This is a genomic window from Rhizobium atlanticum, from assembly GCF_030182485.1.
In the GTDB taxonomy this organism is placed as follows: domain Bacteria; phylum Pseudomonadota; class Alphaproteobacteria; order Rhizobiales; family Rhizobiaceae; genus Rhizobium.
Genome location: NZ_JAQJCJ010000029.1, coordinates 24,619 through 46,618, shown reverse-complemented (window position 1 = coordinate 46,618; position 22,000 = coordinate 24,619). Strand labels below are relative to the sequence as shown.

At 58.1% G+C, this 22,000-nt stretch carries 19 protein-coding genes and 4 pseudogenes; 11 read left to right on the top strand and 12 right to left on the bottom strand.

Annotated elements, in window-relative coordinates:
• The coding region (locus PH551_RS29485) for a phasin (protein ID WP_285196083.1) at nucleotides 1-428 on the bottom strand (428 nt) is incomplete at its 3' end.
• Nucleotides 429-866: 438 nt separating this feature from the next.
• Here PH551_RS29485 and PH551_RS33085 point away from each other — a divergent pair.
• Nucleotides 867-1,038, top strand: a pseudogene (locus PH551_RS33085) (IS66 family transposase); the annotation flags it as partial.
• A gap of 28 nt (nucleotides 1,039-1,066) precedes the next feature.
• On the opposite strand, the gene PH551_RS29475 reads toward PH551_RS33085, so the two are convergent.
• The 3 genes and pseudogenes from PH551_RS29475 to PH551_RS29465 all read right to left on the bottom strand — a co-directional run.
• Nucleotides 1,067-1,567: a helix-turn-helix domain-containing protein gene (locus PH551_RS29475; protein WP_010011748.1), complete on the bottom strand. Its 501-nt coding sequence runs from the start codon at nucleotides 1,565-1,567 to the stop codon at nucleotides 1,067-1,069.
• A gap of 98 nt (nucleotides 1,568-1,665) precedes the next feature.
• Nucleotides 1,666-2,124: a hypothetical protein gene (locus tag PH551_RS29470; RefSeq protein WP_011053402.1), complete on the bottom strand. Its 459-nt coding sequence runs from the start codon at nucleotides 2,122-2,124 to the stop codon at nucleotides 1,666-1,668.
• 136 nt (nucleotides 2,125-2,260) lie between these two features.
• Nucleotides 2,261-2,335, bottom strand: a pseudogene (locus PH551_RS29465) (DUF5372 family protein); the annotation flags it as partial.
• Here PH551_RS29465 and PH551_RS29460 point away from each other — a divergent pair.
• Nucleotides 2,300-2,566: a hypothetical protein gene (locus PH551_RS29460; RefSeq protein ID WP_237358605.1), complete on the top strand. Its 267-nt coding sequence runs from the start codon at nucleotides 2,300-2,302 to the stop codon at nucleotides 2,564-2,566. The pseudogene PH551_RS29465 and the gene PH551_RS29460 sit on opposite strands and share 36 nt — an antisense overlap.
• 478 nt (nucleotides 2,567-3,044) lie before the next feature.
• Nucleotides 3,045-3,993, top strand: a protein-coding gene (locus PH551_RS29455; protein ID WP_085994805.1) for an IS630 family transposase whose coding sequence is annotated in 2 segments (ribosomal slippage) — nucleotides 3,045-3,380 and nucleotides 3,382-3,993 — 948 coding nt in all. Because the reading frame shifts where the segments join, the coding sequence is not laid out codon by codon here.
• A 411-nt stretch (nucleotides 3,994-4,404) separates the two neighbouring features.
• Here the strand turns inward: PH551_RS29455 and PH551_RS29450 are convergent.
• On the bottom strand, nucleotides 4,405-4,581 hold the full coding sequence (locus PH551_RS29450; RefSeq protein ID WP_004668584.1) for a DUF3606 domain-containing protein: 177 nt from the start codon (nucleotides 4,579-4,581) through the stop codon (nucleotides 4,405-4,407).
• A 474-nt stretch (nucleotides 4,582-5,055) separates the two neighbouring features.
• Between PH551_RS29450 and PH551_RS29445 the strand changes: the two genes are divergently transcribed.
• Both PH551_RS29445 and PH551_RS29440 read left to right on the top strand, forming a co-directional pair.
• On the top strand, nucleotides 5,056-5,250 hold the full coding sequence (locus tag PH551_RS29445) for a hypothetical protein (RefSeq protein ID WP_004668585.1): 195 nt from the start codon (nucleotides 5,056-5,058) through the stop codon (nucleotides 5,248-5,250).
• A 58-nt stretch (nucleotides 5,251-5,308) separates the two neighbouring features.
• Nucleotides 5,309-5,419, top strand: a pseudogene (locus tag PH551_RS29440) (IS630 family transposase); the annotation flags it as partial.
• A 209-nt stretch (nucleotides 5,420-5,628) separates the two neighbouring features.
• On the opposite strand, the pseudogene PH551_RS29435 reads toward PH551_RS29440, so the two are convergent.
• Nucleotides 5,629-5,806 (bottom strand): annotated as a pseudogene (locus PH551_RS29435) (IS630 family transposase); the annotation flags it as partial.
• Nucleotides 5,807-5,979: 173 nt separating this feature from the next.
• A complete protein-coding gene (locus PH551_RS29430) occupies nucleotides 5,980-6,891 on the bottom strand; it encodes a LysR family transcriptional regulator (RefSeq protein ID WP_004668587.1) in 912 nt (303 codons plus the stop codon).
• Between the two features lie 241 nt (nucleotides 6,892-7,132).
• Here PH551_RS29430 and PH551_RS29425 point away from each other — a divergent pair, with 241 nt between their 5' ends.
• The 4 genes from PH551_RS29425 (at nucleotide 7,133) to PH551_RS29410 (ending at nucleotide 10,769) form a co-directional block, all read left to right on the top strand.
• On the top strand, nucleotides 7,133-7,798 hold the full coding sequence (locus tag PH551_RS29425) for an ABC transporter permease subunit (protein ID WP_018247166.1): 666 nt from the start codon (nucleotides 7,133-7,135) through the stop codon (nucleotides 7,796-7,798).
• A 4-nt stretch (nucleotides 7,799-7,802) separates the two neighbouring features.
• Nucleotides 7,803-8,552: an ABC transporter permease gene (locus PH551_RS29420; protein WP_016737468.1), complete on the top strand. Its 750-nt coding sequence runs from the start codon at nucleotides 7,803-7,805 to the stop codon at nucleotides 8,550-8,552.
• Between the two features lie 57 nt (nucleotides 8,553-8,609).
• Nucleotides 8,610-9,452, top strand: a complete 843-nt coding sequence (locus tag PH551_RS29415) for a transporter substrate-binding domain-containing protein (protein WP_011053397.1) — start codon at nucleotides 8,610-8,612, stop codon at nucleotides 9,450-9,452.
• Between the two features lie 81 nt (nucleotides 9,453-9,533).
• Nucleotides 9,534-10,769, top strand: a complete 1,236-nt coding sequence (locus PH551_RS29410) for a CapA family protein (protein WP_004668595.1) — start codon at nucleotides 9,534-9,536, stop codon at nucleotides 10,767-10,769.
• Between the two features lie 71 nt (nucleotides 10,770-10,840).
• Here the strand turns inward: PH551_RS29410 and PH551_RS29405 are convergent, their stop codons facing one another.
• From PH551_RS29405 to PH551_RS29390, 4 genes are all read right to left on the bottom strand, one after another.
• The gene (locus tag PH551_RS29405; protein ID WP_018247165.1) at nucleotides 10,841-11,326 is read right to left on the bottom strand and encodes a helix-turn-helix domain-containing protein; all 486 of its coding nucleotides are present in this window, start codon (nucleotides 11,324-11,326) and stop codon (nucleotides 10,841-10,843) included.
• A 376-nt stretch (nucleotides 11,327-11,702) separates the two neighbouring features.
• Nucleotides 11,703-13,109 carry a hypothetical protein gene (locus PH551_RS29400; RefSeq protein WP_018247164.1) on the bottom strand — a complete coding sequence of 469 codons (1,407 nt, stop codon included), beginning with the start codon at nucleotides 13,107-13,109 and terminating at the stop codon, nucleotides 11,703-11,705.
• A 2-nt stretch (nucleotides 13,110-13,111) separates the two neighbouring features.
• The gene (locus PH551_RS29395) at nucleotides 13,112-14,368 is read right to left on the bottom strand and encodes an MFS transporter (RefSeq protein WP_004676106.1); all 1,257 of its coding nucleotides are present in this window, start codon (nucleotides 14,366-14,368) and stop codon (nucleotides 13,112-13,114) included.
• A 70-nt stretch (nucleotides 14,369-14,438) separates the two neighbouring features.
• Nucleotides 14,439-15,290, bottom strand: coding sequence for a helix-turn-helix domain-containing protein (locus PH551_RS29390; protein WP_157214064.1), 852 nt, complete (start codon nucleotides 15,288-15,290; stop codon nucleotides 14,439-14,441).
• A gap of 288 nt (nucleotides 15,291-15,578) precedes the next feature.
• Here PH551_RS29390 and PH551_RS29385 point away from each other — a divergent pair, with 288 nt between their 5' ends.
• Entirely contained in the window at nucleotides 15,579-16,592 is a 1,014-nt protein-coding gene (locus PH551_RS29385) for a class I SAM-dependent methyltransferase (protein WP_004676105.1), read from the top strand.
• Between the two features lie 163 nt (nucleotides 16,593-16,755).
• Nucleotides 16,756-17,226, top strand: a complete 471-nt coding sequence (rctB, locus tag PH551_RS29380) for an SMa0974 family conjugal transfer regulator (RefSeq protein WP_004676103.1) — start codon at nucleotides 16,756-16,758, stop codon at nucleotides 17,224-17,226.
• 104 nt (nucleotides 17,227-17,330) lie between these two features.
• On the opposite strand, the gene traA is transcribed toward rctB, so the two are convergent.
• The gene (gene traA / locus PH551_RS29375) at nucleotides 17,331-21,989 is read right to left on the bottom strand and encodes a Ti-type conjugative transfer relaxase TraA (protein WP_018247162.1); all 4,659 of its coding nucleotides are present in this window, start codon (nucleotides 21,987-21,989) and stop codon (nucleotides 17,331-17,333) included.
• Nucleotides 21,990-22,000: the final 11 nt, after the last annotated feature.

The window sequence follows — 22,000 nt, the reverse complement described above, 5'->3', positions numbered from 1 at the left end:
TTGTCAAAAGCATCCTTGACCGGCTTTGAGATTTCCTCCACCGCCCTGCTTGAGAGCACCCGGACTTCCTTGGCGTGCTGCAAACTTGTCTCAACGCGCTTGCGGAAAAAGGTCGACTGCTGTTCGAGGATCTGCGACGGCGAATTCGCGCCCAGCAAAGCTTGCAAATGTGAGAAGCTGGCCTCGGCGTCGGCCTGCAGTGCAGCGATCGTCTTCCACCACAATTCGTTGCCGAATAGACTTGTCGTTTCGAGGATCGGAGGCAGCATTTTCTGTGTCGCTTCAGCGCCGGACGCAAATTTCAAAAAAGCCTCTGTCACCTTCTTGTTCCCCTTTTCAACAGATGCGCCGAACTGATCTGGCACCTTGAGCGACGATGACCCCGGGTTTTCGATCGTTTCAAAGGATCTTTCGGAAATCTTGGTCATTGCATTTTCCTTCTCTTTGAGTTGGTTGCAAGCTGTGACATCGGGATTGACCCTTCCGCCGGCGGACTATGCATGGCCGCTTGGTAGAACGCGGATCCGATGACGAACGGTCAGGTGGCCTCCGTTCCGTTCGTTTCATGAACCGGCATAATGCAGACTGCTTTCTGCCGCTTGTAACCAGGGATCAGCAAACACCATGCCAACTGCTCCGACGCGCCAAGAAGATGATTTTCTTTTATCAATGGGCGGGTTGAGGGCAGGTTGATGTGTATTTGACGGAGAGACCGGCGAACAAAACGTTCCAATCACGACAAACCTGACAAAAGTGGCGGATGCCCGACATCTGCGAGAAATGTCGACGGTTGCGCTGGGGACAAGGGAATTCACGTGGACTTCAAATCGCGCCAAGGATCATGTGCCTGTTCGTGGCTAAGGGGCGTTACCCGGAAAATCAAAACTCGCGGAGCTCTCCGCTATTCCATATCGCGCCGCGATATCTTCGAGCGCTTCCTGAAAGACGGCCGCGTCGAAGTGGACTCCACATGTTGAGCGGGCAATCAAGCCCCAGGCGTTAAGAAAAAATAGCCTGTTTGCTGAAGGTGACGAGGGCGCGACATACTCCTCATCTGATGATGTCCTTATAATAAAAGAGGATTTTGAACCGGATCCTGAGATATCGGACGCCGGGATCGCCTGGCATCGGCTTCGCGGCGCACGGTTTCGTGTTGAAGGTCGGAAAGCTGGATGATCCACGGCGCTCCGGTGCATAACTGGCGAGCGGGAAGGACACCGCTGCTGACCATCCGGTAGGCGGTAGCTCGACTCACCTTTAGAATGTCGGCGGCCTCGTCGAGGGTTCTCTCACCGCGTTCGGCCCGTTCACCTTCTCGATAGACGGAGATGCCGTGGATGTTGCGAAGACTGCAGACGTGGCTTCGCGTCCAGCTGGCGCCATGCCCTGTCCGCTTGCCGGATCGATTCAAGATTGCTGCGATCGACAAATCGGGCAACTGCCTCGCCAAGTTGCGAACGAGATCGACAACATCAGCCTTAACTGCCCAGCGGGTCTGGCCGATCTTGTTTTTCTTCACCGTCATCCGGGTGTGATCGCCACCCTGCCAATGAATGACGAGCGCCAATGTGTCGTCAACGGTATCGACAATGATTTCTTTGATCAGCAGCCGAATGATCTTTTCGCGTGTCTCGATAGACGCGTCGGGACCTGTCCCATGCCTTATTATAGATCGCTACCGAGCATCATCAATCTTGTACGGTCGTCGGCCGATAAAGCAGGCGTGTTACGGTCGGTCGAGAGCATCTCGAACTGGACCTCGAGATCACGCAATAGGATCAGCTTCTCATTCCAGCGCCGCTCCAGTTCGCCGGCGACCAACCGATTGCCCGGATCGACAGCATCATACTGGCGGCGCGCCCTGGCAGCCTCGTATTGTGCTTGCTTGATTAAGTTCTCGAGTTGCTGTTGATTGTCGCTATGACGCTGCGTGTGCGCCTCCATTGCCCGCAAGGCCGCCTCGATTCCCAGAGGTTGCAATCGCTCGAGCACCTCCTGCGCCACGGCCCGATCGACCCGCATGCCGCCGAACCCGATACAGTTGCCGACCGCCATGGCGCCGAACGTGCCGCGACAAACATATCGCTGCGTATTGCCGCCTTTCCCGGAGTATTGAATGTGCAATCGGCGACCGCAGCGACCGCAACGGAATAGTCAGGCAACAAAGCTTGGCGCGCAGTTCAACGAGTTTGGTTGCCGAAAGGCGCGGCGCAGCTACGATCTCGATCGAACTTGCCGCAGGATCAAACATCCATGCCGGAATTTGAAATGAACCACCGTGTGCCAGAATGAGCAGATAGTGAACGCCTTCGTGCTCATGGCTGCCGGTTACCAAGACGGTTTGGTCAACCAGTGGATGGAAGGGATAGGTGACCCTTGCTTCAAACGTCGGAAATCCGGCATTATGAACCCGGCTCGGAAGGCGGCGGCAGGACTTGGGCGACGATCGCGACGCTGCTTCAAACTGCATTTTGCCGCGCGCGGCAAAAGCACGTTTATGCTGACCAGCAAACTATGCCGATTAACCGACTTTGCCAACGTTTCCGGCACCATAGCGGCCGCCTAGTCGGCATAGCTTAGGGTCTCTCCGTCGCGAAGGAGAGGACACATGAACGCAACTCAGGATCGCATCGCCCTATGCAGGAAGCTAGTCTACAGTCCACATCGGGACGACGATGCACGTGGCACTCGCTAAGCCTGTTTCGGGATCTGATCGACTGCCATGTCGGCAATGGAATACTCCGCAGGATTTAAGCGAGGTTCACGTCGACCGCTTCCCTGAGCATCGTTTCAAACACTGGAGACCCGACTCGGGCGATTGATCGGCGCTCCGCCGCTCGCCTTTGGCGTTACGGGAGAATGGCTTAATACCGACCGCGCTTCCTATTCAGCGCAGTGAGCACGAGAAGATCGACGATGCTGGCCGGTCCCAAAAACGGGATGGCAGCTTCTAGAGCGCTTCCGATTTTAGCTGAATCGGAAGGGATTCCGTTTTTGGCTGTTTTGTGATTCAAGATGCTGGCTGGAGTGGAGGCCAGCATCGGATGACTCGACCTCTTTCAAATGATCTTCGCAAGCGTGTTGTTGATGCCATCGAAGCGGGCGAGAGCTGCCGGTCGGTGGCGGTGCGGTTCGGTATTGCGGTGTCTTCAGCGGTGAAGTGGTCTCAGCGCTACCGTTCGAGCGGATCTGTGGCGCCTGGGAAGATGGGCGGTCACCGCAAGCGTGTTCTTGAGCCGTACCGGGCGTTTATCGCCGAGCGAATTAACCAGACGCCGCATCTATCACTGCACGGATTGAAGGCAGAATTGGCCGCACGAGGGGTGAAGGTATCCCACGACACCGTATGGCAATTCCTGCGGCGCGAGGGGCTGCGGTTCAAAAAAAACACTGTTCGCCCTTGAACAGGGACGTGCCGACATCGCGCGGCGACGACAACGCTGGCGGTCCTGGCAGACCGGTCTCGATCCTAGGCGGCTGGTCTTCATCGATGAAACCTGGATCAAGACCAACATGGCGCCGCTTCGGGGCTGGGGCCCGAAGGGCAAACGCCTGCGCGGCTTCGCCCCGCATGGCCATTGGCGCACCCTGACTTTCCTGGGTGCGTTGCGCTACGATCGGCTTGCCGCACCTTGTGTCTTCGATGGACCCATCAATGGCGAATGTTTCCGAGCCTATGTCGAACAGCAACTCCTATCGGTGCTCGAACCCGGCGACATCGTCGTGATGGATAATCTCGGCTCCCACAAATCGGTCGCCATTCGTCAGATGATCCGCAACGCTGGTGCCCGACTCTGGTACCTGCCGCCATACTCTCCCGACCTCAATCCGATCGAACAGGCCTTCGCCAAAATCAAGCACTGGATGCGCCTGGCTCAGAAGCGAACGATCGATGACACTTGGCGCCACATCGGACACCTCGTCACAACCATCGAGCCCAGCGAATGCAGCAACTACTTCGCCAATGCCGGATATGCTTCCGTGAAAACCTGAAACGCTCTAGAAGTCGATTGAACGGACCGGTCGGGACCGGCGTCCGCACGCGGTGCCCCACGGTCTGTCGGCCTCTGAATTCTGTTCTGCAGGTAAAGTCAGCCGACGCCGTCGCGTATCGCGACTTTGGAGCTCGTTGGGTTCGCTCGCCAGCCCCTTCCTCATGCGATGCGGCTCCGCCCCTTTGCAAGAAACGCTCCGGCGTCCCAATACTTTTGGCTTTGCTCGACGGCGCTGTATCCCGCAGCTTCGATAGCCTTGCTCCGAAACGCTTCCTGCGGGGTCGTCAACTCCTGCAGTCAGGCGCCTTCCGCCGCTGCGTTATGATCCGTCGGAGCCAGACTTTCAGCGGCTGTTTCCGCCGCTGACTTTATGGCTGCGGACCCTCACGGTTGAACTCTCCAACCCGGATTAGTGCCGGTCGAGTTCGGCTTCGACCTTCTTGCGACTGTTGCCTACGTTCTTCACGGTCTTCTTCACCGCTTCCTTGGAAATGCCTTCCTTCCGGGCTTCGTACTTCACCTCGTGATCCTGACCACCTGCGACGCGAGCACGATCCTGGCTGCGGGCTTTGGATGTGGTTGCCATGGTGAGATCCTCCTAATGTCGGTCCTTACGAACGGGCGCCGATTCAATAAGTTCCGGCCTCCGTTATGGTGAGGCGCGCTTCGGCGATGTCGCGGACGCGCTGCACATGGCCTCGGGCGAGATGGTTCACTTCGACGATGAGATCGCGCAAGGCATATCTGCGACCGCAGTTAATCAGTAGCGGACAATTCTTCCCAGGCAGTTGGTACGGCTCGTCGTGTGCCTATGAGCAAACCCATGGATTGATTGTCATAGAAAGCAGGACTAGAACAACAGCGCTAATGCAGGAGCGCTCGGCATCCGAACGCAGAACAAGATCGCGGCGGAAGCCACGCAAGAGCGTCGTCTGCGAAGAGAAACCAAGCGGCTCGGCAGGTTGCGGCTAACCTCTGACCGAGTCGGCACCACGAAGGAGCCAACCCATCGGGGACAGATCCCCCTCAGCCGCTACATCAACGTGATTTGGAGTTTGGAATGGATCAATTTGCTACCGCCGACAACACCTCCGCAGCCGCTCGTCGCCGCAAAGCCAGGATTGCGAAGGGCTACAGCCTTGAGGACCTGGCCATCGCCACCGGACTTACGGTCGAGGAAATCGCAGCGGCCGAGGAACCCCTTCAGATCGTGCCTCAGCACCACCTCGAGCGCATTGAGCATGTGATCTCATAGCTTCCGTCGCCACCGGCACGCGGTCCCGGTTTAGGGGCCGCAGTCAACCACGGAGGGCGCGGAACGAAAGATCGATGCTCTATGGGACGTCCTAGGCGCATTGATGCTCCGCTTCACGCCGACAGAATGCGCAAACTACTTCAGGGCTGCTGGATATGACCCGGATTGAACAGGATTTGCTCTAGTCGATATTGCGTCCAATTGAAGTGTCATCCGCCATTTTAAGATAACTGCAGAATCACTTAAAGAGAACATGGCACCAATGATCGCACAAACAACCGGTCCGCTTCTGCCAACCGACGCAGTTCCGATTGTCGCGATGTTCTTCTACGATATGGCGCAACTATCTGCTCGGTGGCTTAGGTAAGCCACCGCCGTTCGCGGCTTGTGGCTACTCATCCTGCCGGGCTGCGCTGTCCGTCGCGTCACGCGCCGCACCCAATCGATCGCGATGCTGATGCCAATGCGGAAGCGCTTGGACGCCGCCCGGCACCACACCCCTCCTGTATCACCGCTTCTACAACTTCTCGCGGTTATTCGAAACAGGTCTCGCCATCCAGCTCAGCCTCCTGACCGGCCAGAAGGATGAATCCGATTTGCGTCATAGGGAATCCTTCTCACGGGTCTACCTAAAATCATCCCGCTCTAAGCTTACGCGCACAACTCGCGGTTCAGCATGAACTCGCAACATCTGTTTTCCGGTGCGAGGGTCATACCTCGATGCGATCGTCAAGCAGCCCGATCTGTCAAAGCCGCGACTATCTCTTCCAATGCAAATCTTAGGCTATCACTCAGCTTTCGATCTTTTTGCCAAACGACGACGTAGTGATATGTTGCCCCTGGCTGAAATTCGCGGAATGCAACGTCGAATTCAGCATATTCGCTCGCAATAATCTCGTTCGTAATCGAGACGCCGATCCCTGTCATGACATAGCCAATGTCATTGCCATTGGCGTCATATTCCACGGCGATGTCAGGAGCGGTTCCCATATACCGAAGGGCATTGACGCTCATTTGGTGAGAGGCAAATTGCGGGTCGATGTCGATGATCGCCTCACCGGCAAGATCTTCGGCAGTAACAAGCTGCTGTGCCGCAAATCGATGGTTGACCGGAAAAAGACATACGTTGGTGGCTGAGCCGACCGGCATCCAATCAAGAATGCGCTCATCAAGAGGCAATCGGGAGATGCCAAGATCCGAGCGGCCGTTTAACACATGATCTGCAATCTGCTGATAGGTTCCTGTTTTCACCTGAACGGCGTAAGAGCGGCTTCTCTCCCGAAGCCTTTTGACCACTTTCGGCAAGGTCGCGAAGGAGAAAGCGCTTGGCGCCGCGATGCCGATCATTCGCGTATCGTTGCTCCGCAGGAAGTCGATTGACGGTCCGATCCGATCAAGTCCGGCAAACGCCGCGTCGATTGTGCGTAGAAATTCCCATGCCTTGACGGTGGGGATCAACCTGTTGTTTTCCCGGCGAAAGAGTGCGAAGCCGACAGTCTCCTCTAGCTGCTTGATGTTTTGGCTGACCGCCGGCTGGGTTATTCGCAACATCTGCGCTGCGAGCCTTTCCGAGCCGGCGCGCATGACCTCCCGTAATATTTGAAGGTGGCGGATCTTCACTCCGGAGTCGGTGATGTCCATGGCCGGGAATCTCAATCGTGGTCGAGCGACGCGCCTCATAAGTTGCGCTTATCAAAACTTCCTGAATCTTATAAATTGACGGCGGCAAGTCAAAGTATATTTTTGACATACGCCAAACTTAGAGCGCTGGTTAAGCTAATAAATCCAATCTACCCTCGGTTAATCTCGGCAAGCCCTTTGTATATGTCGGGAGAATAACTTTCCTATTTCGGCGCGCTCGCAAGAATATTGGAGACTTGCATTGTACGCATTTGTAGATCAATTTTTATCTGGATTGAAGAACACACTTTTAGTGTTTGCCTTGAGCTGCGCTTTCGGGACCCTATTAGGTTTGCTTATTGCCGTTCTCCGCAACTCGACCCGCAAGTCGGTTTCATCGTGCATGCGGGCCTACACGGGCATCATCCGGGGTGTTCCGGAACTTCTGATCATCCTCCTGACGTATTTCGGCGGAACCGCCCTTTTGAGCGCGATTACCGGTGGCTACATCGAGATTAATGCATTTGCGGCCGGTGTCGCGGCACTGACCGTCGTATTCAGTGGGTACGCCGCGGAAATATTCCGTGGTGCGATCAACGCGGTTGCACCAGGCCAACGAGAGGCTGCAGCGGCGCTCGGGCTTTCGAACGCGCAGATTTGGTTTCTGATCATCATTCCCCAGATGATCCCGATCGCTCTGCCGGCATTCTGTAACCTCTGCATCTCCTTGATAAAGGATACATCGCTGATTTCCGTCGTCGGGCTGACGGATGTCATGCGCGTCGCCTATATAGGCGCAGGCTCACTGCGCGCTCCACTCCCCTTCTATCTCGCAGCGTCTGCAATCTACCTCGCCCTCACAAGCCTGTCGCTTCTTTCGTTCCGGTTATTGGAGCGCCGCTATTCGCTCCCGGCGATGAAAGGTTGAGGCAATGAGCATGACCATCGCGCTTGAAGCGTTTCTCACCCTTCCCCGCGGCCTTCTTCTCACTCTGGTTCTGACATTCGCATCGCTTGCCGCAGGCTTCGCCGTCTCGGTCCCGCTCGCCTTCCTACGGGCATCATCAAATCCGTGGGCTTCCGCGCCCGTGCTGGCATATACCTATGCGTTCCGCGGCACGCCACTTCTGGTTCAGCTTTTCCTGATTTACTACGGGATTGGCCAGCTTCCACTCGTCCGCCAAAGCTTTCTATGGGCCGTGATGCGAGAGCCATTCTGGTGCGCCTTCATTGCTTTCACCCTGAACAGCGCCGCCCATACGACAGAAGTTCTGCGCGGCGGGATCCAGGCGGTCCCGCGTGGGCAGATTGAAGCGGCCAAAGCCTTGGGCCTTTCCCGTTTCCACACTGCCCGTCTTATCGTGTTCCCTTTGACCCTCAGGATCGCTCTTCCCGCCTATGCAAATGAGGTGGTTGGAATGCTGAAGGCAAGCTCCCTTGCAAGCACCATCACGCTGCTTGAGGTGACCGGGCTCGCCCGACAGCTGGTGTCGGAGACATTCGCCCCATACGAGGTCTTCATTGCCGCGGGGGCTTTCTATCTGCTGCTTACCCTCTTGATCACGCAAGGTTTCCAGATGCTGGAGACGCGTTGGACGCCGACGGCAAACCGTCCACCGCCGGCGCAACCTGTACCTCGAAGAGCGAACGGAAAGCCGCCTCTCGCCTCGGCTGAAACTTGACGCCAGCCCACATCCCGGACGCCAACAATCAAACTCAGCAATGAAAGGAACATCGTCGTGAAACGAACACTTCTGCTTGCCCTGTCTCTTGTCGTCTGCGCCAACAACGCGGGAGCAATGGACAGGAAGACACTGACAATCGCCTCTGAAGGTGCTTCGCCGCCCTGGAATGCCATCACCCCCCAAGGGGAGCTCGCCGGCTTTGACATCGACGTCGGCCGCGATCTTTGCCGGAGGATGAAGTTCGAGTGCACTTTCGTGCCTCAGGACTGGGACGGAATCATACCGGCGCTCACCGTTGGAAAGTTCGATGCCATCATGTCGGGGATGGCGATAACTGAGAAGCGGAAGAAATCTATCGCTTTTTCCAAGCCCTACGCCGGAGGTTTCAACCAAGTTGTCATACGCAAAGATCTCAATCTTCCGCCCACGGATACGTTGGCCGAGCTCGACCTCACAACTATCGACCCTGAAAAGCAGGCAAAGATCGAGGAGCTTCGAGCCGCTCTCAACGGCAGAACTTTGGGCGTATTGCGATCATCGAATTCGGAAGCGGTGCTCAATGAACTGTTCGGAAAGGTCGCGACGATCAGGAGCTACGATTCCCAGGACAACATGCATCTCGATCTCGTGGCTGAGCGCATCGATGGCGGTCTTGCCGACTATTTCACCTGGAAAGCCTTCCTCGACAGCACGGATGGCGGGATTGCGACGCTCTACGGCCCGCGGCTCTCCGGTGGCCTGTGGGGCCCGGGTGTCGGCGTCGGGCTCCGGCAAGATGACGGCGAACTGGTTGCGGCATTCGATAGCGCCATCGAGGCCGCCACGAGCGACGGAACCCTGAAGCGGCTGAGCGAGCAATGGTTCAAGATCGATGTTTCGCCGCAGACATCGAACTAGACACTGGCTTTCCGACACGCATTTCCCCCGAAGCCATAGCGCGTGAGCAGTCGGCAGTCCCAAAGATCGAAGGTAGACCATATGTCCGCACCCTTTTCCATTGCTGTCACCGGCCAGTCGCTCATCCGTCATGATCTTCGAACGATCGGCGATCCACGGCTCGCTGAGATCGCCGAGATCCTCAAAGCAAGCGATGTTGCCTTCACCAATCTCGAGACGACTATCTATGGTCGTCATGGTGGATGGCCGCTCAAAGGCAGCTATTTCGGCGCTGCAGCGCCGGATGTCTTGGCGGCGTTGAAGGAGCTCGGTTTCAATAGCCTGGCTCTGGCGAACAACCATGCTTTCGATCTTGGACCGCCGGGGATCCTCTCGACGCTGGAGGAGGTTGCGGCACACAATTTCCTGCATGCCGGCATCGGCCACAACAAGCATCATGCTTCCACGGCACAGAAAATGACGTTCGGATCCCGAAATGTCGCGCTGATTGCCATGGATGCCGGGCCAGGCCCGTCTTTCATGTACGCCGAGGACGCAACTGAGGGCAGGATAGCAAGGCCCGGCATCAATAGTCTGAAAGTCTCCAGGGTATTCGACCTGGAAGCGGGAACATTCAACTTGCTTCGCTCCATTCAGGAGCGTCTTCTAAGTTCGCCCTTGGAGCGCGCGAATTATGCCCAGCCAGAGGATCCGCCTGATCTTCATGGCCAAGACGAAATTGATTTCTATGGAACCGTGTTTCGCAGATCAGATGAGACCGCTCGCCGCATCGTCATGGACCGGCACAGCGCCAGGGCTCACCTTTCGGCGATCGCGGAAGAAGCGGGCCGCGACACGCTCGTCATCGTGTATTTGCATCATCACCATTGGGAGCCGAACTGGCAGCAAGTCCCCGTCTGGGTCCGCGAATTTGCGCACGATTGCGTTAACGCGGGCGCAGGCCTCTTTGTCAGCCATGGCGCTCCGGTCCTTCAAGGGGTTGAGATATATCGGAATACGCCAATTTTCTACGGCCTTGGCAACTTCCTCTTCCATACGGAAAAGGACGAACAGGAATGGAGCCCGCCGGAAGTGTGGAGGAGCGTCATCGCGACCTGCAATTTTGGATCTAGCGGACAGCTGGAAAATGTACGCTTGCGTCCGATTGTGATCGGTGGAACCGAGGCATTATCGAATCCTGCACGCGATCGCCTCCCCTTCCCTGTGCTCGCCGATGGCAGAATGGCGGCAGACATCCTTGACGATCTTGCCGACCGCAGTGCCGGTTTTGGCACTGTGCTTGACCGAGAGAAGAACGTTGGCCAGATCGCTTTTTAGAACCTGCAGTATGCGGCGATAACTCTACGAACCGCTGACCAATTTTTGCGGCCGCGCTCTTGTTGGTCTTTTTATGGGGAAACGTCCTTGTGTTCTTCCATCTCTTCATCGACAATCGAGCTGACGAGGGCAACGACCCGGCTGCGCACACGCGGAGAAAGGAGCAAAACGTCGTCTATCAGACGCCGTCCCTCCGCCGTGGATATGTAGGCAATCTTCCCATCGATCTCTGTTATGAATTGCTGGCCCTGAGTGGTTTCGGGATCTGGAAGGCCTTCGAAAAACCTCGAAACCGGGATCTTGAGGCAATTGGCAAGCTCGTAGAGCATCGAAGCGCTGACGCGGTTCTTACCGCTTTCATATTTTTGTACCTGCTGCAAACTCACCCCGATGCCGGCGCCGAGATCCCCTAGGGAGACATTCGACTGCATTCGGCGGATACGGATTTGCTGTCCGACATGCCGATCGACTGGATGTACCGACTCGCGTGCAACATCCGACTGTTTGGCTTGCGCAGGTCTCGAAGTCCGAACCTGGGCTGCTACATAGCGCTTCATGGTGGTCACCCCGATGGAGAGTTTCACGCGGTGCGCCCCCGCTGAAAACTCGCTCAACCCACTGATCGGGGAGTTCGTAACCGTGCTAGACGGCCCTGTGGCCTTTAGTTCCGAGGAACCTGGACATACGCCACAGGCTCCTCGACCGAAGGTCAAGGAGTGTGGTGCCGAATCGGCCGGCACCAACCGCTAACAGGGGTTACGAAGCCCCAAGGCAGCGCGTACTGCCTCGCTGCCAGCTTAGTTGAAATCCGCCCGCCGCGCAACCGAATTCTTTACAAAATTCAATAGCTTCGCTTTACGCGCGGACACTTGTCTCAAAGCGAGAGGTCACGCTTCGGGCGGTAAAGTGGTCAGAAAACCAAAGGAGGTGCGATCAGCGGAACGCCCATTGCCAGGATTGTCTGCCCACTCTCCCGGAGGAATAGGCTACCGCAAGCTCCGCCCATAGGGGGTCCTGGGTGAAGCTGGAAAGGGGCCCGCAAGCGTCGATAATGCTCATCTTGCCGAACAGCCCGAGAAGCGTTTCAATTCCCCCACGGCTAAAAGCATTCAACAGCGAAAATGGCTCGCACGGCGAGGAGATGATGCGATGGCCCCAAACCCCCGGCCGTTCGTCCTTTGACAGTGCGTTGAGAAGCTGTGTGTCACGATGGTTGTTCCTCAACGCCTCGCAGAATGCCCAGCGCATCAACGGATAATAGATCGTATGCCGACTTCCACCCAGGACACGCACGCCAGGCAGGATCGACGTTACGATGAACATCAGCAGAAGGTTCGGAACGATCCGGCCAGTTCTCAGGGCCTCCACAAGACTTGGCGGCGAGAATTCAACACAGACATCATCTGTCGCCTTCGACCGGAGGACCCTGCCATCCAGCCAAAGTGGAAAAAGCCGCCCTTCAATGCAGCCCCAGAAAAAATGCGTCGAGTTTTTCAGCCAGCCTCGCCAAGCCGTGTCAGCGAGTTGATCGATGCAGTGGATGAGGCGCATCGCGAATGCTCGGTCCTCGATCAGCGAGGCTCGCAGCCAGGACCGGCCATCGGAAAGGTGATCCGCGACCAGATCGGCAACGTCGGTATCGTCAAGCTGAAGAAAATCGACCTGGCTGTCAGAATACCGCTTCCAGAGGCAAAGATTTGCCGCTTTGATCGCCTCTGCCGCCGACTGGAATTCGCCCCGAGGCAAAAGGTCTCGCAAGCACGAAATTGCCTCCGAGTCATCACCGGGCCTGTCGACGTTTTGAAGATGGAACCTGTAGCAGCCGTTTCTGCCAAGAATGCTGTAGGGGATCATTTTGCTGCGCGACAGCCCGAAGACGTTGACTGCATCGCCATCGACGTGGAGCCAGGCCGGACCCTTGCGACCGCGTTCTACGAACTTCACTGTCGAGCAAGCGTAGGAGATATAGGATGTCCTGCCATGCGCGCGAAGTCCCATCAGGGAGAACAGATGGGTGTAAAATGCGTCAGGCTCGATCAACAGGTGGAGGTGGGGGCCACACTGCAGCACCGGAGCGACTTCGATTTCGGTTTGAAAGCGCGATGCGGCTTCTGCTGAATAACCCTGACGTTGCGCGACGGCCGCCACGCGTGACCGCAATAAAGACATTGCCTGGCTTCGCGCGACGCACCCCGATTGATCCGATCCAACCGAGAAAGCCGCCTTTGCGTAGTCGTTCAGCGATGCCTGCTCAAACTGACGCAACCAAGGGAATAATTCAAAAATGAGGGCCAACACCTCACCTTTTGAAACCAGGTCGCTATTGGGCGACGTCTCCATCCTCAGACGAACCGGCTTTCCGCCGGCGCTCCCCGATCCATGTTAAAGTAAAAGAAGAGCGCGACGGTCACCATCAGCGCCCCGAAGAGGCCGAAAATCCCCGAAGGTGGAATTGCGTCTCCGATCGTCCCGATGATGCCATACGCAAGAAGCCCTATCGAAACACAGATCGTGTGGATCTGGCTTCGCGCCCGCCCCAACATGTCAATCGAAACAGTCGATTGAACCCGTACATCGATCAGGATTCGCGTGACATTGTAGCAGAAGCCGAGCAACACCAGTTGAACGAGCGCTGACAAAAAGCTCTGGAAAACCGGAAAGCCCAACAGAACAATGCCAGCGAGCGCCGACTGGAAGAGGATGCTTTGTCGTCGCGAACGCGCCCTTCTGAGAAGAAGGGTTGAACAGCCCGCCATCGAACCGAGGGCCCAACCTGCCTCGAGATAACCGAACTCTAGCGCCGACCCCATGAGTTCGCGGGTGACATATGCGACGCCCAATACACTCACAAGCATGCCCATCGCATAGGTCAACGCATACATGACGGCGGTGGTCTTCAGTGAGTGAACGACGAAGGTCGTCGGCAACAGATCCATCCGACGAATGCTCTTTGCCTGCAAATCCGATCGAGAACGAGAAGGCGGCTGTCGGCCGAGCAGTGCCAGCAGCCCCAACAGTGATAGGCCGAAAAAGGCGCCAGGCAGGATCGACGTCAGATTCATCCCGATGGCGGTTAAGCTGTACCCGGTGACGATGGCGGCGATGAGATTGCCCGCCTGCATCGCAATATAAGACGCCGAATTGAATGAAGTGAGGTTCTTAGGACGAACGATGTCTGGAATGATGGCCTGCAGCGCAGTCGAATAGGTTCTGTCGATGAACGCGAAGATGGTCCACGATAGGCAAAGAACACCAAGTGGGTCACCGAACGAGAGACCAATACCAGTTGAAAATATGAGGATCAACCTGGATAAATCGCAAGCGATACAGACGAAGCGACGATCAAATCGATCAACTAGAACCCCACCAACATTGCTGGTGAGCAACTCGGCGGCACTGCCGAGCGCCAAAAGGATAGCTAGAGCGCTCGCGCTCTTGCTGACATCTGTCGCAGCCCATGCCGCCAGCACGAAGTAGACATTCCGGCCAATGGCCGACGCCAGAACACAGAAGAGATAGATGCCGCGAGAGGCATAACACCCTATGCCGCTGTTTTCTGTTGCGCCCACTTCATCCAAACTCCCTACTGGCAGGTTCATGGGGACATGCTATTCTTCTGAAGAGCTGGCGGCTTTCATGAAATTGATATTATCTCTCGTCCAGAACCAGCTATTCTTTCCAGAGCGCCCGGTACTCGGCAGGGGAAAATCCCGTCTCTCGGCGAAATCTGGTCGAGAGGTGGCTCCCGCTGGAGTAGCCACAGGCGATGGCGATCTCGGTCACGCTGATCGCAGTCGTGCGGAGAAGGTCGGTCACGCGTTCAAGACGGCGTTGGTTATAGAAGCCATAGGGCGTCGAGCCTTGCGACTGCTTGAAAGCGCGGGAAAAATGCTCGTAGGTCAATCCCGCCTCTTCAGCCAGAGCGCGCACGCTCGGAGGTCGATCAATGTGAGCTTCAATTCGCCCTATTACGCGCTTGAGAACCGTAGGCGACAATCCTCCTCGAGACAATCTGCCAGATGTGCCGGAGCGGCGCTGCAGAAGTCCGAAGATAGCCGCGAGGTGCCCTTCAACGATCAGACTCCCCACGGAATCGTCGTGTGAAAGTTCTCCGGCAATCTGCCGCGCCAAGCATTGGATCGGCAGATCTCTAAATCCAAGCTCCGGACGTAAGGTGCCTACGCGCGGGAGCTTGGTCGTGAGGTTGGAAAAAAAATCCTGCGTCACGGTTATCATAAGATAACAACCCTCAGCATCGCCTTCATCCCAACCGCTCCAATGGCAACCGGGCGGAATGTAAACAAGCGAGCCGTCTGGACGCGGACTGAACTCGACTCTTCGTCCGTCCACAAAATTTTCGCCGGATGCCGCCGTACCCCTTATGTTGAGGAAGATCAGGTGGTCATCCGCGACAACGTCGATAACCTGTCGCCCGAGACTGCGCCGGCGAACGACATCTGCGCGGGCATGGCTCCAAAGGCCTTGCTGGTGAAGGATGATCTCCCCTTGTGACTTCTTCATCCTCTCGGGGTGAATTGATGGAATGATCCCCACTCGAAAGCTGCTCCCCTGAAAAACCGGTGTGGTAGCGACCCTACCTCACCCCAAGTTGTCAACAAGCCAGGCTTTAACCTCAGGTCGAATTTCATGTCAATTTCATGAAAACCAATCAAAATCGTGGATGCGAAAAGATGACGTTCGCGATCATCTTCTGCCGACATCATCGCTGACGGCACAATCTTTTCGGGATGCGCGATTTCCCCCTGAACCCCAAAAACGCGATGGTGCGAGAGAAAGGCAGGCTTTCGCATGCGTGAATTTGCCGACTTCATTGAGGAGTGCGACCGTGCCCCTCGCCTTAACGAGCTTTCTGAGTTTTTTTCGACCACCGCATCCGGTGAGGCCGGAATGCCTATCCGTCCGCCTGAGCTCGATCGCCGCTTGTTCCCAGTGGACATGACGTTCAGGCGCTTTTCAGCCCTTCATCCGCTGCGCCGAGGTCCATTCGATAAGCACTACTTGAGCAGCATACCCTACCGCCTCGAAGAGGAGTGCCGCATAGGCGGCGCGATCCTCAAATACGCGCGGGCCAGAAAGGGTCAACTGCAACTCTACACGCTAGGTACAGCCGAGGGGACGATGGCTCGTGTGATCGGCGAACTTGGCAAGGGCAGGATAGAAACACTGTCATGCAGTCCCAACGTCGAAAACCTTAGAAGCTTCTATGCCTATGGCGTTCCTCCTCATGCCATGTTTTTTCACGGACCATTTCATTATTTGACATCGCAAAGGGTCCAAGAAGACGTGGAGCTCCGAAAGTTTGGCAGCGGTTTCGATATCATCCTCGAGGACACGACTTTCCAGATGTATTCGCCAAATCGCTTCGATCAGATCCGTTTCGTCTCGCAGCATCTCAAGACCAACGGGCTCTTCATGTTCGTCGAGAAGTTCAGGCATGAAGACGCCGAGGAATATCGGCGGCGGGAACGCCAGAAGGACCATAGCTTCAAAGCTCGCTTCTTCAGCGCGTCAGATATTCGCGCCAAGGAAGAGACGGTGCTAACGCGAATGGATCGAAACGAAGTCACCCTTTCGGAGATGAGCGAAACACTACGCCGGTTCTTTGGACACTCATTCGTCACCTGGAACAGCGGCAATTTCTACACGCTTGTCTCCAGCAACAGTCGGGAGAATCTCGACCTGTTCCTATCGAAGCTGTCCCCACCCGCGATTCCGGCAGAATATGTCTATGCGGACCTTCCCTACCGCCTTTACCCGGAATCCGAAGCAAGGCGGCTATCGGGGCGATCTTGGACCCTTTAGCGATTCCTCATCTTCACCGTCGCGTAAGCGCAACTGCGTCACGTCTTCACGAGCCTCAACTGGAACAACGTTCGCGTCAGCAGAAAGCGCTCCATCACGTTGAGCAGCCCTCAGCGCTTTGCCACCTCTAAAAGCCTTTTTTCTCCAAATAGGCAGGAACAGCATGAAGAAATCGATTGGCGAAGTCCGTCACTTCGTTGAGCTGAGCCCGCCGTGCAACGCGCATCTGGTCCTGCCACGAGCGCCATCATTCGCGGGTGAGGAAGATGTTCCAAAGTGCGTGCACGTCGCCGAAGCGTGTGTCGCAATCACGCGCACGCAGCACGTTGCCGACAAGATCTGCACGCAAATCGAGGACTTCTACCAATCCCTCGTCTCCGTGGGACCTGACAGGTTTCTAGCTTTCGAAGGTGGAGGCGCGATCATAAGGCCGACCAGTGAAAGCCTGTTCTTCACGGTCTCAGCGCGAGACCTCGTCACTTTCTGTGGCATCCGCGCGCTGCTGGAAGCAGGCTTGTTTCTGGCCACGTCCGTGTCCGAGGGGGCTATAGAGTGGCTTCACGCAGACGGCACCCGATCTGGTGAAACCTGCAATCGCCTCTACAACGACCGCTGCGGAACGGACGAACAGTAGCTTCGACCGCTCCGCCACCCAAAGGAAGATCGATCTCGGGACAATCGGGTCGTAGTGCTTTTCCAATCGACCAACCATTTCGTCCCCCCGCTTTTCTTCGAGTCTCAGAGGTTGATGCCGCGAGCGCGGCTAGCAGCCCTTTGGCGCCGCTCCGCTATGATCTGCTCACTGCTCTGCAGACGGACAGTCTGCTGCAGGACCTTCAGCCGCTCCTGCATCGCCTCGAAAGCTCGACGCTGCGCCGGCGGCACGCGGTTGACAAGATCCTTGTCACCCCGGACGAGGGCATTGCGACCGAAGCGCTCGTCGAGCGCTCGGCTGACAGCGGCAAACTCCCGGGCAATGCCCTGCTCGAGGGAAGCGGCGGAAACACTCAGCTTCCTGCTGTCCTTCCTCACCTCGACCGTCAGGTGCGCCAAAGCCTCTTCCGCAGCTTTCGAAAGAGCTGGAATGGCAACCGCCATGCGCCGCCGTTCGTCCGTGATAGCCTGGCGTTCGGCATCGAGGGCATTGAGGTGGGCCGCACCGAGCGCGCGCAGGCGCGCTGCAGCTTCCGGCACGGCCCGCATCGCCTCTTTCCGCTCCTGGCCGGACGCCAGCATCCGGTCCAGCAGGCGATTAGAACCGCGCAAAGCCCCATAGGCGGCCGGATCATTGGTCACCGCGGCGGCGATTCGATCAGCAGCAAAGCCTTTCCGGAGCAGCTCCTCGATCTTGCCGACGGCGCCCGACGGATCGCGCCAGATCATTGTCGCGGCGTTGGCCAATGCGCCACGCTGCTGGCGATAGAAAGGGTTGGAGAGCGCCCGCAATCGAGCCTCATCGTCGACCGACGTCTTGAACACGATGACGGCAGCAAGCATCGGCGGCACGGCGACATTCTCCTTCCCCGGTCCGTTCTCTGTCTCTTGGCCCCGAACAACACTGGCAGCCATGACGATCTTCGAGCGATCCTGCCGCTCGGCGAGATGCTGCGCCTCGGCAAAACGTTTGACCGCTTCGAACAGCCGGGCCAGCTCCTCGCGCCGGCCGGCCGTCAGATCTTCCGGCAAACGCTCGGTCATATTGCGTTCAGCAACCGCATCCGCCTTCGCGGTGAATGCGCTCCAGCCGAAGCGTGCCGTTAACGCTTCGCTGACCGCCTTGATCTCCTGCACGACCGAGCGGTCCTCGGCGGCAAGCGCAAAGGCGCTCTTATAGGCGTCGTCCCCGTCCCGGTTGCGCACCGCCTCGATCTCCATAAGGCGCGCCATCGCGCGCTCGGAAAGCGCCGGGATCGATAATGACATGTAGGAGCGCCGCGTCTGCTCACGCATTTCGAACCGTTCGGCATTCCGGCGGAACCCGGTCGCATGGGCCCGGGCCAGGGGAAGCAGTTCCTCCAGGGCTGCCTTTGCGACCTTGCGCTCGGAAAGCGCCGCGCCTCCGTCGACGATCAGCTCGGAGCCACGCAGCCGGCCGAGCCGGTCGGGTGCTGCGGCAAGATCAGCAGTGAGCCTGCGGGGTTCGGTGCCGGTGTCCGAGGCGAGCGCATTCAGGGCGACAAGTGCTGCATCCGGATCCCGGTAGATCTTAGTAAGCAGCGGTCGCAGCATCGTTTCCCGCTCCGTCCAGGCCGGTGACGAACGCTGCGCCAGCCGCGCATCCGCCTCGACACTCCTAACGAAGGACGTGCTCGGCGGGATCAGATACTGTGGTTCGCCAGCGCTTGCGCTCGCGATGGTGTGGGATTCAGTTCGCGCCTCGTTGTAGGCGAAGCGCCGTTCCCGCTCGATGGCAAAACCGAGCGCCACGCTTGCCCGCTCCCAGAGCTTTTCCACCTGCTCTCGCTTTGCGGTAATCCACGTCCAGCGCCGGGAAAGGCTTTCCTCCATCTCGGCGGCAGCAAGCGAGAGATGATCGAGCCCGCGGCGCCGGGCGAAGTCTTGCGCCTGGGCGCGATAGCCCGCCTCGCTCTCAAAATCGAGCGTCGTCGTCTTGGCACCGGAGCGCGACAAGCGTTCGACGAGACGGCTGAACACATCCGGCCGATGACTTTCCCGTTCGATGCGCTCCTGACGCGCTTCGGCGGTTTCGATCTGTCTGGCCGTCCAGACATTGCGGTCGACTTCCCTCTCCTCGTAACGCTTCTGACCTGTCTCCTCGTCGACAATGGCAATCTGGACCTTGACCCGCTCGACACCATCCTTGCGCAGCGTGATGGTGTCGCCGTCGGAGATGCCGGCATCGTCGAGCGCTTTCGGCAGGCTGACGCCCCAGAGCCGATGGGCGGTTCCGTCGTCCGTCCTGACATCGGCATAGGGGCTGTCGTCGGCATCCTCGTCCTCGGGCCGGAATTTGGCTTCGCCGGTTTCGACAAGCTCGCCGGTGACACCGGCGGCATGATCGACACGCGGTTTGCGTCCCCATTCCGGTCTCGGCTCAAAATCCTCTTTCGCCGCATAAAGATCGACGCGGTCGCGATGCCGGGTCATCGACACATAGGTCAGATGCCGGTCCATCATGCCGGTGGCGAGCACGAAGGTGCGGTCGACGGTCGACCCTTGAGATTTGTGGATCGTTGCGGCATAGCCGTGGTCGACATTGTCATAACTGTCCTCGCCGAAGACGACTTTATTGCCATTGTCGAGCAGAACCGACAGCAGCGGATCGCCGCGTTTGTCGCCGGTCGCGGTGACCGTGCCGAGCATGCCGTTCTTGACATATTGCGGCCCGGAGTGCTTGGCCCGCGGCTCGAGGAAGCGGGCGTTCTCCAGGAAGATGATGCGGTCGCCGGCGGCAAATTTTCGCGCCCCGCGCTCGGTCCGGAAGCTGCGGCTTTCGCCGAGGGCATTATCGCCGGCCATCACCTCACGCAGCGCCTCGTTGAGCTTGCGGACATCGTCGTTGGTGTGGGCGAGCACCAGCAGTTCATCACCGCGAAGACGGCCATCCCTGCCCTCGGAGATCGAGCGACCGATTGCGTGTTTGCGTGCCTCTGTCCAATCGACCACAATCCTGTCGATCGTTTCCTCGCGTGTGCCCGCCTCGACCAGGTGGCCCTGCTGGGTATAGGCGTCGAGGCCCTTCTCGACCTCGCCGCGGGCAAACAGCCGCGAGGCATTACGTGCCCAGGCCTCACGCTGGCGGCGCACGCCGGCAAGCTCTGCAAAGCCGATGCGTTCGGTAATTGCCCGGAAGGCAGCACCGGCCTGGATCGGCTGCAGCTGCATCGCATCGCCGACCAGCACGACCTTTACCTCAGCCTCCTCGGCAATCTTCAGCACACGGGCCATCTGCTGCGAGGCCACCATGCCGGCCTCGTCGATCACCAGCACATCACCGCGATGGAGCGTATCGCGGCCATTGGCCCAGGCCAGTTCCCAGGAGGCAAGTGTCCGCGACTTGATGCCGGAACTGTCTTGCAGCCCTTCTGCGGCCTTGCCGGCAAGGGCTGCACCGATCACCCGGTGTCCCTCGCCCTCCCAGGCAAGACGTGCGGCAGCAAGCAGCGTCGATTTGCCGGCGCCGGCAAGGCCTACAATAGCGGCAATGCCACCATCACCGGTGACATGACGGACAGCATCGACCTGCTCTGCATCGAGCCGGAACGGAGTTTTGGGATCGCCGCTCTCGATGCTCTCCACGCGTTCGATCGCCACCGTCACATTCCGCTCGGAAACACCGAAGCCGCGACGCTCCGACAAAACCCGCGCCGACTGCGCCATGTCGTATTCGATGCGCAGCATCTCCCGCGTCGTAAACACCGCGGGCTCCGACACCTTTCCTGTCTCTGCCTCGATCTCCTTCGGCTTCAGTATGACCAATTGGTCCGACGCCATCAGCCTGGCGCGGATGTTGGCAAAATCGGTGGGATCGTCGACGTAACGGTGCAGCGCCCTGGCGATATCCCTCTCGTCGAAGGTAGAGCGTTCATTGCCGAGCTGCTTCAGCAAAAGCTCCGGCTCTGAAAGCAGCCGATCGGCCATCTCCTGGCGGCGGGCGAGATCGGCCGGCGCGAAGTGGAGCTCCCTGCCCTTCCTCGCCAGCGCCGCCTTCTCCGGCCCGAGATGTTTTTGCGCGATCCCGTCGAGGCCCTGTTCGGCATAGGAGCGACCGTCGAGGCGGATGTCATGTCCGGCCAGCGCCAGATGCCGGTTGGCCGTTTCCGCCCAGGCGATCTTCCACGCTTTCATCGTTTCCTTGTCGCCCGCCCAGACTTTGTAGACGATCTTGCCGTTCGGGCGGTCCGGCGTGACGACACGCAGCGGCTTGCCACCCTCACCAAGCACTGGAACCTTCTTTGCCCCGAACCCCTCCTCCGTCGCCGGCCGGAGCGTCGTCATCAGGTGGATGTGCGGGTTGCCGTCCTTGTCGTGATAGACCCAGTCGGCGATCATTCCTTTCGAGGTGAGATTGTCGCGGACGAATTCGCGCACCAGCGTGATATTCTCGGCCCGCGTCAGCTCCTCCGGCAGCGCGATGATCAGTTCGCGGGCGAGCTGCGCATCTGCCCGCGTCTCGAAGGCGTCAACGGCATTCCAAAACACTTCGCTGGCCTTGCTGACGGACTGACCTGATATCGCCGACCGCAGCCAATCCGGGATCTCATCCGGCAGCGCCAGTTCCTCATACATCAGTTCGCCCGCCCCACCGCGATAGCTGAACGACGTTCCCGCCTGCTCGTCCATCATCCGGGCGCGGTGGCGATAGGCGGCAGCCGAGACGATGCTGCGTCCCGATCCCCTGCTGATCACCTGCGCTCTGACGAACATGATCGCCACTGGCGTCTCCA

What these genes read in the sequence shown, in the direction of transcription:
- PH551_RS29450 (WP_004668584.1), bottom strand. Translation starts at nt 4,581, where the DNA reads ATGGCAACCACATCCAAAGCCCGCAGCCAGGATCGTGCTCGCGTCGCA.
- PH551_RS29445 (WP_004668585.1), top strand. Translation starts at nt 5,056, where the DNA reads ATGGATCAATTTGCTACCGCCGACAACACCTCCGCAGCCGCTCGTCGC.
- PH551_RS29430 (WP_004668587.1), bottom strand. Translation starts at nt 6,891, where the DNA reads ATGGACATCACCGACTCCGGAGTGAAGATCCGCCACCTTCAAATATTA.
- PH551_RS29420 (WP_016737468.1), top strand. Translation starts at nt 7,803, where the DNA reads ATGAGCATGACCATCGCGCTTGAAGCGTTTCTCACCCTTCCCCGCGGC.
- PH551_RS29410 (WP_004668595.1), top strand. Translation starts at nt 9,534, where the DNA reads ATGTCCGCACCCTTTTCCATTGCTGTCACCGGCCAGTCGCTCATCCGT.
- PH551_RS29405 (WP_018247165.1), bottom strand. Translation starts at nt 11,326, where the DNA reads ATGAAGCGCTATGTAGCAGCCCAGGTTCGGACTTCGAGACCTGCGCAA.
- PH551_RS29400 (WP_018247164.1), bottom strand. Translation starts at nt 13,109, where the DNA reads ATGGAGACGTCGCCCAATAGCGACCTGGTTTCAAAAGGTGAGGTGTTG.
- PH551_RS29395 (WP_004676106.1), bottom strand. Translation starts at nt 14,368, where the DNA reads ATGAACCTGCCAGTAGGGAGTTTGGATGAAGTGGGCGCAACAGAAAAC.
- PH551_RS29390 (WP_157214064.1), bottom strand. Translation starts at nt 15,290, where the DNA reads ATGAAGAAGTCACAAGGGGAGATCATCCTTCACCAGCAAGGCCTTTGG.
- PH551_RS29385 (WP_004676105.1), top strand. Translation starts at nt 15,579, where the DNA reads ATGCGTGAATTTGCCGACTTCATTGAGGAGTGCGACCGTGCCCCTCGC.
- rctB (WP_004676103.1), top strand. Translation starts at nt 16,756, where the DNA reads ATGAAGAAATCGATTGGCGAAGTCCGTCACTTCGTTGAGCTGAGCCCG.